We start from the raw sequence: 13,396 nt of genomic DNA, 5'->3' as shown, positions 1-13,396 counted from the left end.
TTGTGGTGGATAAACGGCTAACGCAGAAGTTGCGCCCGCCACAGGATCAATAAAGGATCATAGGGACACTGGACGGCTTCGGTTTTGCTCTTCGAGCGAAGCTGGCCTCGCTGAGCCGCAACGACCGGTCAGTACCAAGCAAAGACCCGCCGGAGCGATCCGGCGGGTCCCTGGCTGCCTGATTCTGTGTTGCCCGCGTGCGAAAAGCGAGCCGGCCGTCGGTTACATGCCGTTGCCGCCGCCTGGCAGGCCGGGCGCCAGCTTGCTGGCGCCGTTGATGATCTGGCTGAGGAAGTTCTGGTCCTTGCCGCCGGTCGGCGTGGTGCGCGAGATGAAGTCGAAGACCTTGCCGTCCTTCAGCCCGTAGTTGGCGATCTGGGTGACGCGGCCGTCGGCGCCGAAATAGACCGCCAGCACTTTCTGATCGACCAGATGCGGCTTGTCGAAGGCGACATAGCGCTTGCGCGTCTGCGAGATGTAGTAGAAGGCCTCGTTGTCGAAGGTCGCCGTCGTCGACGGAGTGCCCAGCGCCAGCAGCACCTGTTCGCGGCTCGACCCCACCGGCACCGAGTCGATGGCCTGCTGGTCGATGACGTAGCCCTGGGTCAGCGTCTCGCCGGGGCTGAGATCGCCGATCATCTTGGACGAATTGCAGGCTGAAAGGGCGGCCGCCGCCACCAGCAGCGATGCCATGCCGGCCGGCCTGGCCAGGAAATGCAACTTGAAATTCAGCGCGCGCAACAACAACTCCATTAGCCGACCGCAACTTGCGCTGGGCGGCAAAACCGGTAAACCAGCTTGCCTGCCGATGCAACAAGGCCAATTCAACAAACGGTCCCCGGGAGACCACCCTCAATGTTCCAGCGCTTTTTTGGCCGCGAACGCCATGCCAACCGCGCTATCACCGAGGCGCTTTACGCACAAATCGTGGCGGCGGCGCGGCAAGCCGTTTTTTATTCCGACTGGAATGTGCCGGACACGCCGCTTGGTCGTTTCGAGATGCTGTCGCTGCACATGTTCCTGTTCCAGCACCGGCTGCGCGGCGAAAGCGGCGCCGCGACCGAGGTCGCCCAGGTGCTCATCGACGAGTTCTTCCTGGATGTCGAACATTCGCTGCGGGAACTGGGCATCAGCGACGTCGGCGTGCCGAAGCGCATGAAGAAGCTGGCCAAGATGTTCTATGGCCGCACGGCCGCTTACGACGATGCGCTCGAGCGCGACGACAGGGAAGCGCTGGCCGCCGCGCTTACCCGCAATGTCGTGCCCGACGCGGGTGAGTGGCCGCAGGCGCCGCTGCTGGCCGCCTATGTCGCGGATGCCGCCCGGCATCTTGCGGCCCAGCCGGCCGAATCGATCGCATCCGGCACGCTGACGTTTCCGGCGGCCGGCTGAGGAGGCGAAGATGAAACATATCGACCCGCAAAGCCCGGTTTCCTTCGTCGCCAATGTCGCCCGCCTGCCGCAAAAAGGCCTGCCGGTGACGATCGAGGCCGACGAAGGGCAGCGCGCGGCGCTCGCCGTCGAGCACGAGCTGCTCTCGGTCGAACGCTATCGCGCCGAGCTTCTGGTGGCGCCGTGGAAGCGCAATGGCGTCAAGGTCAGCGGCCGCGTCGAGGCCGACATCACCCAGGCCTGCATCGTCACCCTGGATCCCGTGGAGGCGCATGTAGACGAGCCGGTCGAGGCGCTGTTCCTGCCAGAGCAGTCGAAGCTTGGACGGCAGGGTTTCGAAGGCGGCGGCGAGATCGTGCTGGATGCCGACGGACCCGACAGCCCGGAGACCTTTTCCGGCGACACGATCGATGTCGGCGCGCTCGCCGAGCAGTTCTTCGGGCTGGCGATCGACCCCTATCCGCGCAAGGCCGGCGTGTCGCTGGAGGTCACCGGCGACGGCGAGGCCGAGGAAAGCGAATTCCAGCAAAAGCTGCGTTCGCTGCTTGGAAAATCCTGAAAGCGGACCCGATATTAGAAAAGCCGGTTGTGCGGCAGCCCAAAAACGCTATTTTCGCCGAACCTTCGCGAGCCCCCGAACCTGACCAGCTCAAGCCGCCGGCAGGCAAACCGTGAGATGAATACCGCGTGATCAGGATTTCCATCGATGCCATGGGCGGCGATCACGGACCAGGCGTGGTCATCCCGGCGCTCATGACGGTCGCCATCCGTCGTCCCGACATCCGCTTCATCATTTATGGCCGCGAGGATGCGGTGCGCCCCGAGCTGGCCAAATTCCCCAAGCTCGCCGAGGTGAGCGAGTTCGTGCATTGCGAGATCGCGGTCCGCATGGACGACAAGCCGAGCCAGGCGCTGCGCCATGGCCGCTGGAAGTCATCGATGTGGAAGGCGGTCGAGGCGGTGAAGTCCGGCACCGCCCAGGCCTGCATCTCGGCCGGCAACACCGGCGCGCTGATGGCGATGTCGAAATTCTGCCTGCGAACCATGGCGACCATCGACCGTCCGGCAATCGCCGCGATCTGGCCGACGACGCGCGGCGAAAGCGTGGTGCTGGATGTTGGCGCCACCATTGGCGCGGATGCGCACCAGCTCATCGATTTCGCCATTCTGGGTACCGGCATGGCGCGCTCGATCTTCGGCATCGACCGTCCGAGCGTCGGTCTGCTCAATGTCGGCGTCGAGGAGATCAAGGGCCAGGAAGAGGTCAAGGAGGCCGGGCGCATGCTGCGCGAGGCCAACATGGCATCGATGAACTATCGCGGCTTCGTCGAAGGCGACGATATTGGCAAGGGCACGGTCGACGTCGTCGTCACCGAAGGCTTCGCCGGCAACATCGCGCTCAAGACCGCGGAAGGGACCGCCAGGCAGATCGGCGGCTATCTGCGCGCCGCCATGAGCCGTACGCTGATGGCCAGGATCGGCTATGTCTTCGCCAAGGGCGCCTTCGACCGGCTGCGCGAGAAGATGGATGTCGGCCGCTCCAATGGCGGTGTCTTCCTCGGCCTCAACGGCATTGTCGTGAAGAGCCATGGCGGCGCCGATTCGGACGGCTTCGCGGCGGCAATCGAGCTTGGCTACGACATGGTGCGCAACAATCTACTTGACCGCATCGAGGCCGATCTCGATCTGTTCCATGCGCGCAATCCGCATGCCCAGGCAAACAGGAAATCCGACGTCGTCGTCGACGCAAAGGAATAGGAAAGAGCTTTGATCAGATCAGTCGTGCGCGGCTCCGGCGCCGCGCTGCCCCGCCGCATCATGAAGAATGCCGATTTCGAAGGCATGGTCGAGACCTCCGACGAGTGGATCGTCCAGCGCACCGGCATCCGCCAGCGCCATGTCGCGGCCGATGACGAGACCACCGCCTCGCTCGGCGAGGCGGCCGCGCGCGCGGCGCTCGACAGCGCCGGCCTGACGCCCGCCGATATCGACCTGATCGTGCTGGCGACCTCGACGCCCAACAACACCTTTCCGGCGACTGCGGTCGAGATCCAGAACCGGCTCGGCATGCATCACGGCTTTGCCTTCGACATGCAGGCGGTCTGCTCAGGCTTCGTCTACGCGGTGGCGACCGCCGACCTCTACATTCGCGGCGGCCTGGCCAAGCGGGTGCTCGTCATCGGCTCCGAGACCTTCTCGCGCATCCTTGACTGGAACGACCGCTCGACCTGCGTCCTGTTCGGCGACGGCGCCGGCGCGCTGGTGCTGGAAGCCGGCGAGGGGACCGGCACCATCGCCGACCGCGGCGTGCTGGCGGCGAGCTTGCGCTCCGACGGCGTCCACAAGGAGAAGCTGTTCGTCGATGGCGGGCCTTCGACCACCGGCACCGTCGGCCATCTCAGGATGGAAGGCCGCGAGGTGTTCAAGCATGCGGTCGGCATGATCACCGACGTCATCGAGGCGACGTTCTCGCAGGCCGGCATCACCGCCGACGATCTCGACTGGTTCGTGCCGCATCAGGCCAATAAACGGATTATTGACGCTTCCGCCAAGAAGCTCGGGATCGCCGAGCAAAAAGTGGTGGTTACGGTCGATTTGCACGGTAACACGTCGGCTGCGTCCGTGCCGCTGGCGCTGTCAGTGGCCGTCGCCGACGGCCGCATCAAGAAGGGCGATCTGGTGCTGCTCGAGGCGATGGGCGGGGGCTTCACCTGGGGCGCGGTTTTGGTCCGCTGGTAAGTGCCGAACGGAAGGGTTCGGTCCTTGACCTTGACGGATCAATTACTTAGGCTCTGCCGTTGCTTGTACCGATTTATGTTTTTGAGCTGATGGGACGGTCGCATGGGGGGAAAGACACTTACGCGCGCCGACCTTGCCGAAGCCGTTTACCGCAAGGTTGGCTTGTCGAGAACTGAATCGGCCGAGCTCGTTGAAGCGGTGCTGGATGAGATTTGCGAAGCCATCGTGCGCGGCGAGACGGTCAAGCTCTCATCCTTCGCGACTTTCCATGTCCGCTCCAAGAACGAGCGCATCGGCCGCAATCCCAAGACCGGCGAGGAAGTGCCGATCCTGCCGCGACGGGTGATGACCTTCAAGTCGTCGAACGTGCTGAAGAGCCGCATCTTGCGCTCGCACCAGAACAGCAAGGCCAAGGGCGGCAAGTAGCCGCCGCAAATGCCCGGTTGATAATGTCCGCGCGTTTTGACGTCGGGCTTGAATATTGTTCCATAAACCGCTGAAATAAGGCTCGATTCGGCAGCAATTGGCCCGATCGCCGTCCAGCGGAGGATTCACCCATGGACAAGAGCCCCGATGCTTTCCGCACCATCAGCGAGGTCGCGGAGGATCTCGATCTGCCGCAGCACGTGCTGCGCTTCTGGGAAACCCGTTTCAACCAGATCAAGCCGATGAAGCGAGGTGGCGGCCGCCGATATTACCGGCCGCAGGACGTCGAACTGATCAAGGGCATTCGCCATATGCTCTACGACCAGGGCTACACCATCAAGGGCGTGCAAAAGTTGTTGCGCGAGAACGGCAACCATTTCCTGGTTGCCATCGGCAATGGCGACATGGCGGCCGTCGAGGCGATCGCGCAGCGCCGGCAGGCAGACCAGGTGCCGCTGACGCCGGCTGCCCAGCCGCGCGGCGCCGACGACGAGATGCTGGTCGGCCAGCCCAGGGTGAAACCCAGCCGACGCTTCTTCGGCCTCGGCAAGAGCGACGATGAGGGGCCGGTCCAGCCGGACTCCTCGAAACTGTCGCGCGACAACCGCGCCCTGTTGCAGGAAGCGCTGTTCGATCTGCTGGAGTGCAAGCGCCTGCTCGACCAGGTGCGTTAGGCGCCGCTCGCTGACAGTCGGTTGACCGGAACTGCTTGTGCGCCCATGCGTTACGCCTCCTTCTGCACAAGGAAGGAAAACGCATCATGGCAACGCTTTCGACCGTCTCCGATCTCGAAAAGCAGGTCGCAACCCTCTCCAGGGAACTGGCTGCTTTGAGGAAGGCCATCTCGAGGCAAGGTGGCGCCTACTATGAGGACGGTCGCGACGCCGCTTCGGATTACTATTCCCAGCTGGCCGGGCGCCTCGCCGATGCGCTGCCGGTGATCGGCGGCAGGGGCAAAGCGATCGAAAGGACGGCACGCGAGCATCCCGCGACAGCTGCCGCCGTCGGGCTGCTCGTGCTTGGACTGGTTGCCAGCCTGTTCCTCGCGCGGCGTTAGCGCGCGCCCCAAAGGGTGAAAGAAAATGGCGGCCGTCGCGCGGACGGCCGCCATTTCCTTGATCGCAGGTCGATCAGTTGGCGAGCTTGAGCCGCTTCGTCGGGTCGACCTTCATGACCTGGCTGCACTTGCCGTAGACGGTGCCGTTCTTGTCGGTGGCGTCGGTATAGGTGCCCTTGCAGTCGATCTCCAGCACCAGACAGGAGCCCGCGCCCTTGCACACCGCGCCGCCGTCGCCGGTGGGGTGCGTGCCGGCGAAGGCCGAGCTCGGGACGGAAACCGAACCGAGGGCCGAGACAGCGATGGCCGCGGCGAGCGAGATGCGCTTGAAGTTGGTGAAGTTGGTCATTTGAGCATTTCCTTCTCTTTGATCGAGGATCGCCGTTGCGGCGTCCTTCTGGTTGGGGAGCGCCTTCGTGGCGTCCATGCAGGCTTGGTGCGGCCCGGAGGGGAAAGGTTCACGCGTCGGTTCAAATTTTTTGCCGAGGCGGAGGCCAGAGCGCGAGCTTGGTGCCGCTTGGTCAGGCCTGGCGAGGGCTCGTCGCCGGCCGGCGATTGCGTACGTCGGCCCGACACCAGGCGCTGAGCGCGCGGGCATAGAGACCTGCAATGCCGCGATGCCGTCTGCGCAGATAGTCCGATCGGTCGAGCCGCCAGTTTCGCTCGATCGTCGCCATGATTTCCGGATTGGTCCACGTGCCGTAGCCGGCGGCGGAGTAGACGGTGAGCTCACCGGTATAGAGACACTGGCCGGTGACAAGGAAGTCGATCCTGATGTGATCGAGATCGCCGGCGATGCGCGGCGCGATCGCCGCCGCCCGGCGCACATAGTCGACTAGACGGTCGCTGACCGGCAGCGCCTGGTCCTCGCGCGGATAGTCGGGGTCGCGCCCGGGCAGCGGCTTGCCATCGCAGTCGAACAGGTGCGAGAGGCGGGCCTGCTTGTCTTCCACCCAGACATGGCAGACCGTGCCGCCGCAGACATGGACTTTGATGTCGGTGGCGATTGCTCCGCCACTCAGCTCGAGCCGCTCCTCGACGAAGACCGCTGGCACGATCGGCCAATACGCCCATTCGCCGTTTCGGCGCCCATAGCGTTTCTTGAGCCAGCCCCTTGCTGTGGCGATGACGGTGGCACGGTCCGGCCGGCCGCCGGAAACGAAGATGTTCATCGCGCAGCCATGGTTTGCCTTGACCACCGCATTGCCTGTCAACAGCCCGGGTGGGATGTCGGCGGGGTCGCGCCCGGACCAGAGCGTTTTGGCTTGAGCCAATTCAGGGCAGATGCCGCGAACATAATCCTTCGCCGCGAGCTTATCCGTCAGCGTCACGAACAGCGGATTGCGATCGACGGTTTTCCGCCAGAGCATCAGCTCGTGATAGGTGCCGGGCGCGGCGGGATTGGGCAGATAGCCGAGCTTCATGGCGAAGCGGACGATCAGGGCAGGATGGCGAAGCGTGAGCAGCAGCCGCGCGACAGCCAGGACCAGGCGGTGCATTACTGGCAACCTGGCCTTGGCCAACATCAGGCACCCCTTGGGATGCAACCAGGTCTGAGCGCAGCGGGCGCGAACTGCCTGTGCCGCGAACGCTGATGGCACGATGCCATCAGAGAAGGGCAGGAAGGCCGGTTACGGGCAACAACCAAAAACCGGCCTTCCTGTCGGATAAGCCGGTTTGCTTAGGCCTTCTTCGCCACCAGCTTCTTGTGGTGGTGATGATGGTGATGATGATGATGATGGTGATGCTTGCGGTGATGATGATGACGGTGATGCTTGTGATGCATCGGAGCAGCATCGGCGCTGGTCGCGCCGAGGATCGGCATCGAGACAGCCAGGGCCACAGCCAGCCCGAGAGCGGAGAGGAGGGACTTCTTCATGACATCGTTTCCTTTTGCGCGGGCCGTTTCTGGAGACATCGGACCATATCGATGGCTCGAGCGCCGCGATTGCGGACTATCCTCCTGGATTCTTTCGGCAATTTTTCCCGACTGTAGAATTTTGTTTCTGGATTGTGTCTGAGGTCTTCCCCGCCCCGGTTCGGCCGGGCGCTGCTCCGGTGTGCCGAGGTGAAAGGCGGCGGCGCCCATTGGCTGGTTCGATTCCGCGAGATTATTCCGGCGCAGTTTCACGATGGCGTGACGCCCGTTTTGACGCTTGGCAAATCGCCCGCGAGCGGTCATTGTCTCGCTCGTCTCAGGCAACCCTATGATTTGATCAGACGGTTTCAACCCAAGGAGTTGCCAATGCCCGCCACTGCCAGACGCGAAGTTCTGTCCGATTTGATTGCAACACCCGGCTACAGCGCCCTCAAGGCCGCCCGTGAAACCAGGGGATACAGCCTCGAAGAGCTGTCCCTGACATGCGGCCTGTCCACCCACGAGATTGCCGATATTGAAAGCGGCAGGGATGCCGACCCCTCGAAGCTCCGGCGAATCGCCGTCGCGCTGCAGATGCCGGAAGGCGCTTTCATCGACATGCCAGCGTCTGAAAATCGGCCCATGCAATAGTCGAGCTGGGTCGACCCGACGAGCCCGCCACGGTTTGCCCTGGCGGGCTTTTTAGTAGGGTTCACCCATATCCTTACGCGGCGCGGACTCGATTCGCTGGTGACTGAGGCCGCAAAGAATTCGGTGCATAACTCTGGCAGGGGCTATTATTAGTCCTTGCTGATGGATCTGTCCCGAAGCTAGCGTGCTGCGGGGCTTTCAGAAGGCGATATGCTAGAGCGGATCGTAACTGCCACCACAACCAGTTCGCGCCAATTCAACTTTCTTGTTCCTGACGACGTCATCGACGCCGTCCAGCGATGCATCGACTGCGCTGCTCCCGGACGCATCATTTCGACCTATTCGGTGGTTCAGTCGGTGCGGGACAAGGTCCCGGATTGCGAGCTATCCGATGAGCAGATTGAGCGCTACGCCGTTCTGTGCGCCGTGGACCAGGCGCTGGCGGTGCATTTCGACAGGCGAGGAAGCCCGCGGGATCCTTGTTCGCCGCTGAGCAAGACTCACTGGCGACTTGTGCCGAAGTGGAAGATCAAGGCGCGGCCGCGCCTGGCGCATGTCTTGTTCCACCGGCTTCCGTCCAGGCCCGACCAACGTCGGTCGGCAGCGCCCTGATCGCGACCGGGCGGTTCCAACGGCTTTCGCTCCGAACAGCGAAAAGGCGCCACAGGGCGCCTTCGACAAACCGGGGCTTTCAAGGAAAAATGGTCGGAGTGGCCGGATTCGAACCGACGACCCCTTGACCCCCAGTTTTACTAGACGCGTTTTATAGCCATTCCTGCCGTTTCACGGCATGGCCGAAAGCCGCAGAAATGCAATGGTTTGCAACATAGGCCCGCTTGACTAATCCGAGATCCTCGCCTAAATGCTGGCTACAATGTGGCTATAATTTCGGGTGGCGGTATGAAAATTACGGCTGAAGCGGTGGCGGAAGAGATGAAATCCGCCGTGCCAAATAGGACGAAGTTCTATTTCGATGACGATCTGGCGGGCTTCGGCTTCTACCGCCTGCCGTCTGGCACAGGCACGTGGTTCGCTGAGTTCCGCCCTGTGGCTGGCGGTATCAAGCGTCGCCTCAAGCTTGGCCGGGTCGGTACGCTTAAGGCGAACGAAGCTCGAGAGGCGGCACGCAAGGCAATTGCCAGCGCGGCGCTCGGCAAAGACCTGGCAAAAGAAAGATCCGACGAGCGTGCCAGCGGCACGGTGAAAGAGCTTGTCGAGGCGTATATCGCCGGCAAGGAAATGAAGGAGTCGAGCAGGGCATTTTATCGCATCACACTCAAGACGCAGATCGAACCGCATCTGGGGACAATGAAAGCTGTTGCAGTGCTGCGTGTGGACGTCCAGCGCGCGCACGACAAAATGTCGAGAAAGGCGCGGTACAGCGCCAACCGCGCAATGGCCCTGCTCTCCGCTTCGTACGTGTGGGGCGCGAAGCGCGGATATTTGCCAGAAGGCATGAATCCGGCGTCGGCGATCGACCGCAATAAAGAGGTGGCGCGCGAGCGCTATTTAAACGCGGAGGAGATGGCGAATCTCGGCGCTGCGCTGCGTGAGGCCGAAACGATCGGCATTCCTCACAAGCCGTCCGAATCGAAACACGCCGCAAAAGAGAAGAACAGGACCATTTACGGTCCGCACGTCACCGGCGCCATTCGCCTTCTGATGCTGACCGGCTGCAGGCTGCGGGAAATCTTGAACTTGCGATGGAATGAATACGACGATCAGCGCGGCTTGCTGCTTCTCCCTGACAGCAAGACTGGTCGCAAGACGGTCGTTTTGTCGTCTGCTGCGCAAGCCGAACTAAACGGTCTGCCACGCGTGGGAGAATACGTCATAGCCGGCCAATCCGCCGCGACCGAAAAGGAGAAGCCGCGCGCCGACCTGAAAAAGCCGTGGGCAGCCATAGCCGGAAGGGCTGGCATTGCCGACGTTCACCTCCACGATTTGCGCCATAACTCCGAGTGCCGGATTATTCCGAGTGACGCCATCGCCGCGGCGTAATTTTCTCATGATTGCAAGTAATTGGATCAGCGTCGGCCGTTGATTGCTCGACATTATTCGGCTGCTCTTTCTGAGCGTGGACTTTCCCACGCTATAGGGAGACAGACGACGATTGATCTGAACGAGGCGCTAGCCAAAGATCGCTGGATAGGCCGATTGGCTAGCCACCTGGATGATTTCGAGGCTTTGCTCGATGGCCAGGGATACGCCAAAACGACTGTTCAGCAGAAGATTAAGCTCCTGGCCGGTTTCAGTGCTTGGGTGGAGAGGCAGGATGTTCCGCTGAGCTTGCTCGGGGAAGAGGACGCAGATCGATTTCTGACGGAACTTGGTTTGCGCCCGAGGCGTGGCGATGCCTGGACCATTCGGCAGTTGCTCCGATATCTGCGCGACACGGGCGGCGTGCCGGTGCTGCTGCCAGAGGTCGATACGAGCGCCAAGGGTAAGCTGATCGACGCATTTGGGGAATTCCTGCGCAAGGAGCGTGGTCTCTCGGCATCGACATTGACGAACTATCTGCCGATTGTTCGTGGGTTCCTGGACGAACAGTTTGGCGGCAACGATCCGGATTTTGACCGCCTGCGAGTGGGCGACGTTCATCGGTTCATCGTGCGGCGAGCCCAGGCCGGTTCGCCCGGCCGCGCCAAGTTGGTGGTCACCGCACTGCGTTCGTTTCTGCGCTTCCTCCAGCAACGCGGGTTGCTTGCCACCGATCTCGCTGTCGCGGTGCCTGGGATCGCCGGCTGGCGCTTGGCACACCTGCCGAAGGCGCTGCCTGCCGAACAGGTCGAACGGCTCCTTGCGTCTTGCGACAGGAGAACACCGGCCGGCCGCAGGGACTACGCGGTTCTGATGCTGCTCGCGCGCCTCGGCTTACGGGGTGGCGAAGTCTCGGCCTTGACCCTGGACGATCTCGACTGGGATTGCGGCGAGATCGTCGTGCATGGCAAGGGTCAACGGCTGGCGCGGCTGCCACTGCCGGCGGATGTCGGTGCCGCCTTGGTCGACTATCTGCGGCAGGATCGGCCTGCTTGCTCAACACGCCGCGTCTTCATTCGCATAAAGGCGCCCAGACGGAGTTTTGTCAGCCCTTCGACTATTTGCTGCATCGTCCATCGTGCGCTCAAGCGCACCGGTCTGACGCCGGCGTTCAAGGGTGCGCACCTGTTGCGTCACTCACTCGCCACCAATCTGCTGCGCCGCGGCGCCTCGCTCGTTGAAATCGGTCAACTTCTCCGCCACAGCCAGCCGAACACGACACAGATCTATGCCAAAGTCGACATCGCGGCGTTGCGTGCTATTGCGCTACCCTGGCCAGGAGTCTCATCATGAGCGCGTTGCAAGCGGCGCTCGAAGAGTACCTGGCCGCGCGCCGCGCCCTCGGCCATAAGCTGCGTCTTTCGGGACGGTTGCTGCAGCGCTTCGTTGTCTTTGCCGAATCTTCCGGCGCCACCTTCATCAGCACCGAGATTGCCCTGGCCTGGGCCATGCAGCCGGCAAAGGCACAGCCCGCCCAGTGGGCCAACCGGTTGGCGATGGTTCGCCGGTTCGCGCGCTATTGTAGCGCCATTGACCCGCGGACCGTCGTGCCGCCGCCCGACCTTCTTCCTCACCGGTATCGTCGGCCATCGTCGCCCTATATTTATCGCGACGAAGAGATCACCCGACTGATCGATGCGGCAAAGCGCTTGCCGTCGACAGTCGGCCTTCGCCCGCAGACGTATGCCACGCTCTTCGGCTTGTACGCGGCGACCGGCATGCGCTGTAACGAACCGTTGCGTCTCGATCGCGACGACACCGATCTCGTTGATGGCGTGCTGACGGTTCGCGACACGAAGTTCGGCAAGTCGCGCTATGTGCCGCTTCACCCCTCGACGCAACAGGCCCTCAAAATCTATGCGGCCAGCCGAGACCGGTCATGCCCCAATCCCCTGAGCTCCAGCTTCTTCCTTTCCGAGCGCGGCACGCGTTTAACCGAATGGGCCGTGCGGTGGACGTTCGTCAAGCTGTCGCGCGAGGTCGGTTTGCGCGGCTCTAAGGATTCCCATGGGCCGCGTCTGCACGACCTTCGCCACCGACTGGCCGTGACAACATTGCTGCGCTGGTATCGCAACGGCATCGATGTCGAACGCCACCTGCCCGAGTTGGCGACCTATCTCGGCCATGCCCACATCACCGACACCTATTGGTATTTGACGGCAACGCCGGAGCTGCTGCAGCAAGCGCTGCTGCGGGCGGAACAATCTCAGCCGGAATCCCGCCCATGAGCGCCGCCCCAACGTTCCCCGCTCTTCTTGAGGCCTTCTTCACCGATCGCCTCATCAGACAACGACAAGCAAGCCCGCATACGCTGGCGAGCTACCGCGATACCTTCTGCCTGCTGCTGGCCTATGCCCAGCGGCAGCTACGCAAGGGGGCTTCGCACGTCACCTTGCCGGATCTCGACACCGCGTTCCTCGGCGCCTTCCTCGATCATCTCGAACACGAACGCGACAACAGCGCCAGGAGCCGCAATGTCCGTCTTGCCGCCATCCATTCCTTCTTCCGCTATGTGGCCTTGCATGCGCCGGAACACAGCGCATTGGCTCAGCGCGTGCTCGCCATTCCGAGCAAGCGTTACGTGCGCCGGCCGGTCGCCTTCCTCAGCAGCGTCGAAGTCGCCGCCTTGCTCGCCGCCCCCGACCTCGGCAGCTGGGGCGGGCGCCGTGACCGGGCGCTTCTGTTGCTGGCCGTGCAGACCGGCCTGCGTGCTGCCGAAATCGTCGGCCTTTGTTGCGAGGATATCGTCCTCGGCCCGGCCGCCTATGTGCAATGTCAGGGAAAGGGCCGAAAACTCCGCAACACCCCGCTTCGCAAGGATACGGTCACGGTGCTGCGTGCCTGGCTTGCCGAGCGACGCGGGCAGAGCGCCGATCCTGCCTTCCCGACGATAAGCGGCACATCATTGAGTCACGACGCACTTCAATACCTGCTGAACAAGCACCTCGTCGTCGCACGTCGCCACTGCCCATCGCTGGCCAGCAAGCACGTAACGCCGCATGTCCTGAGGCATACCCTGGCAATGGACCTGCTCCAGCACGGCGTCGACCGCTCGGTCATTGCTCTGTGGCTGGGCCACGAGTCGGTCGAAACCACCGCCATCTATCTTCAGGCCGACATGAAGCTCAAGGAGCAAGCTCTGGCGAAGACCGACACGGCTGACATCCGGTTGGGCCGCTACAAGCCCGACGACCATCTCCTTGCATTCCTGAAGAGCCTCTGATTATGCCGAC

17 protein-coding genes are annotated in these 13,396 nt (G+C 62.7%); 13 read left to right on the top strand and 4 right to left on the bottom strand.

Annotated features, from left to right (window positions below):
* Nucleotides 1–222: 222 nt before the first annotated feature.
* The gene (locus EN786_RS13200) at nt 223–741 is read right to left on the bottom strand and encodes an outer membrane protein assembly factor BamE (RefSeq protein WP_127284710.1); all 519 of its coding nucleotides are present in this window, start codon (nt 739–741) and stop codon (nt 223–225) included.
* A 114-nt stretch (nt 742–855) separates the two neighbouring features.
* Here EN786_RS13200 and EN786_RS13195 point away from each other — a divergent pair, with 114 nt between their 5' ends.
* From EN786_RS13195 to EN786_RS13165, 7 genes are all read left to right on the top strand, one after another.
* Complete coding sequence (locus EN786_RS13195; protein WP_127311828.1) at nt 856–1,392, top strand: ubiquinol-cytochrome C chaperone family protein; 537 nt, start codon at nt 856–858, stop codon at nt 1,390–1,392.
* Between the two features lie 10 nt (nt 1,393–1,402).
* Nucleotides 1,403–1,951, top strand: coding sequence for a DUF177 domain-containing protein (locus EN786_RS13190; RefSeq protein ID WP_127311829.1), 549 nt, complete (start codon nt 1,403–1,405; stop codon nt 1,949–1,951).
* A 128-nt stretch (nt 1,952–2,079) separates the two neighbouring features.
* Nucleotides 2,080–3,150 carry a phosphate acyltransferase PlsX gene (gene plsX, locus EN786_RS13185; protein WP_127284713.1) on the top strand — a complete coding sequence of 357 codons (1,071 nt, stop codon included), beginning with the start codon at nt 2,080–2,082 and terminating at the stop codon, nt 3,148–3,150.
* A 9-nt stretch (nt 3,151–3,159) separates the two neighbouring features.
* The gene (locus EN786_RS13180; RefSeq protein ID WP_127311115.1) at nt 3,160–4,131 is read left to right on the top strand and encodes a beta-ketoacyl-ACP synthase III; all 972 of its coding nucleotides are present in this window, start codon (nt 3,160–3,162) and stop codon (nt 4,129–4,131) included.
* Between the two features lie 102 nt (nt 4,132–4,233).
* Nucleotides 4,234–4,557, top strand: coding sequence for an integration host factor subunit alpha (locus EN786_RS13175; protein ID WP_006201891.1), 324 nt, complete (start codon nt 4,234–4,236; stop codon nt 4,555–4,557).
* Between the two features lie 131 nt (nt 4,558–4,688).
* The gene (locus EN786_RS13170) at nt 4,689–5,231 is read left to right on the top strand and encodes a MerR family transcriptional regulator (RefSeq protein ID WP_127311114.1); all 543 of its coding nucleotides are present in this window, start codon (nt 4,689–4,691) and stop codon (nt 5,229–5,231) included.
* 86 nt (nt 5,232–5,317) lie between these two features.
* Nucleotides 5,318–5,614 carry a hypothetical protein gene (locus tag EN786_RS13165; protein WP_127311113.1) on the top strand — a complete coding sequence of 99 codons (297 nt, stop codon included), beginning with the start codon at nt 5,318–5,320 and terminating at the stop codon, nt 5,612–5,614.
* Between the two features lie 73 nt (nt 5,615–5,687).
* On the opposite strand, the gene EN786_RS13160 is transcribed toward EN786_RS13165, so the two are convergent.
* From EN786_RS13160 to EN786_RS13150, 3 genes are all read right to left on the bottom strand, one after another.
* The gene (locus tag EN786_RS13160) at nt 5,688–5,963 is read right to left on the bottom strand and encodes a hypothetical protein (protein ID WP_127282154.1); all 276 of its coding nucleotides are present in this window, start codon (nt 5,961–5,963) and stop codon (nt 5,688–5,690) included.
* A gap of 172 nt (nt 5,964–6,135) precedes the next feature.
* Nucleotides 6,136–7,113, bottom strand: coding sequence for an ATP-grasp fold amidoligase family protein (locus EN786_RS13155; protein WP_189340604.1), 978 nt, complete (start codon nt 7,111–7,113; stop codon nt 6,136–6,138).
* A 182-nt stretch (nt 7,114–7,295) separates the two neighbouring features.
* A complete protein-coding gene (locus tag EN786_RS13150; protein WP_127311111.1) occupies nt 7,296–7,796 on the bottom strand; it encodes a hypothetical protein in 501 nt (166 codons plus the stop codon).
* Between the two features lie 63 nt (nt 7,797–7,859).
* On the opposite strand from EN786_RS13150, the gene EN786_RS13145 reads away from it, so the two are divergent.
* From EN786_RS13145 to EN786_RS13120, 6 genes are all read left to right on the top strand, one after another.
* Nucleotides 7,860–8,123, top strand: a complete 264-nt coding sequence (locus EN786_RS13145) for a helix-turn-helix transcriptional regulator (protein ID WP_127282151.1) — start codon at nt 7,860–7,862, stop codon at nt 8,121–8,123.
* Nucleotides 8,124–8,333: 210 nt separating this feature from the next.
* Nucleotides 8,334–8,735: a hypothetical protein gene (locus EN786_RS13140; RefSeq protein WP_127311110.1), complete on the top strand. Its 402-nt coding sequence runs from the start codon at nt 8,334–8,336 to the stop codon at nt 8,733–8,735.
* 288 nt (nt 8,736–9,023) lie between these two features.
* On the top strand, nt 9,024–10,124 hold the full coding sequence (locus EN786_RS13135) for an integrase arm-type DNA-binding domain-containing protein (RefSeq protein ID WP_135908559.1): 1,101 nt from the start codon (nt 9,024–9,026) through the stop codon (nt 10,122–10,124).
* Between the two features lie 156 nt (nt 10,125–10,280).
* Nucleotides 10,281–11,456, top strand: a complete 1,176-nt coding sequence (locus tag EN786_RS13130) for a site-specific integrase (protein ID WP_246688737.1) — start codon at nt 10,281–10,283, stop codon at nt 11,454–11,456.
* Nucleotides 11,453–12,391, top strand: a complete 939-nt coding sequence (locus tag EN786_RS13125; RefSeq protein ID WP_135908557.1) for a tyrosine-type recombinase/integrase — start codon at nt 11,453–11,455, stop codon at nt 12,389–12,391. Before EN786_RS13130 ends, EN786_RS13125 begins: the two co-directional genes overlap by 4 nt.
* A complete protein-coding gene (locus EN786_RS13120) occupies nt 12,388–13,386 on the top strand; it encodes a tyrosine-type recombinase/integrase (protein ID WP_135908556.1) in 999 nt (332 codons plus the stop codon). The genes EN786_RS13125 and EN786_RS13120 overlap by 4 nt, the downstream gene beginning before the upstream one ends.
* The last annotated feature ends 10 nt before the right edge of the window (nt 13,387–13,396 follow it).

The sequence above is a fragment of the Mesorhizobium sp. M4B.F.Ca.ET.143.01.1.1 genome, from assembly GCF_004792275.1.
Taxonomy (GTDB): Bacteria; Pseudomonadota; Alphaproteobacteria; order Rhizobiales; family Rhizobiaceae; genus Mesorhizobium; species Mesorhizobium abyssinicae.
The sequence above is the reverse complement of the archived record's forward strand: the minus strand, read 5'-3'. Positions and strand labels throughout refer to the sequence as shown.

Excerpts from the sequence above, each read along its gene's own strand:
- EN786_RS13155 (WP_189340604.1), bottom strand. The coding sequence starts at position 7,113 with ATGCACCGCCTGGTCCTGGCTGTCGCGCGGCTGCTGCTCACGCTTCGC.
- EN786_RS13125 (WP_135908557.1), top strand. The coding sequence starts at position 11,453 with ATGAGCGCGTTGCAAGCGGCGCTCGAAGAGTACCTGGCCGCGCGCCGC.
- EN786_RS13150 (WP_127311111.1), bottom strand. The coding sequence starts at position 7,796 with ATGACCGCTCGCGGGCGATTTGCCAAGCGTCAAAACGGGCGTCACGCC.
- EN786_RS13160 (WP_127282154.1), bottom strand. The coding sequence starts at position 5,963 with ATGACCAACTTCACCAACTTCAAGCGCATCTCGCTCGCCGCGGCCATC.
- EN786_RS13190 (WP_127311829.1), top strand. The coding sequence starts at position 1,403 with ATGAAACATATCGACCCGCAAAGCCCGGTTTCCTTCGTCGCCAATGTC.
- EN786_RS13135 (WP_135908559.1), top strand. The coding sequence starts at position 9,024 with ATGAAAATTACGGCTGAAGCGGTGGCGGAAGAGATGAAATCCGCCGTG.
- EN786_RS13195 (WP_127311828.1), top strand. The coding sequence starts at position 856 with ATGTTCCAGCGCTTTTTTGGCCGCGAACGCCATGCCAACCGCGCTATC.
- EN786_RS13145 (WP_127282151.1), top strand. The coding sequence starts at position 7,860 with ATGCCCGCCACTGCCAGACGCGAAGTTCTGTCCGATTTGATTGCAACA.
- EN786_RS13120 (WP_135908556.1), top strand. The coding sequence starts at position 12,388 with ATGAGCGCCGCCCCAACGTTCCCCGCTCTTCTTGAGGCCTTCTTCACC.
- EN786_RS13165 (WP_127311113.1), top strand. The coding sequence starts at position 5,318 with ATGGCAACGCTTTCGACCGTCTCCGATCTCGAAAAGCAGGTCGCAACC.
- EN786_RS13175 (WP_006201891.1), top strand. The coding sequence starts at position 4,234 with ATGGGGGGAAAGACACTTACGCGCGCCGACCTTGCCGAAGCCGTTTAC.
- EN786_RS13170 (WP_127311114.1), top strand. The coding sequence starts at position 4,689 with ATGGACAAGAGCCCCGATGCTTTCCGCACCATCAGCGAGGTCGCGGAG.
- EN786_RS13140 (WP_127311110.1), top strand. The coding sequence starts at position 8,334 with ATGCTAGAGCGGATCGTAACTGCCACCACAACCAGTTCGCGCCAATTC.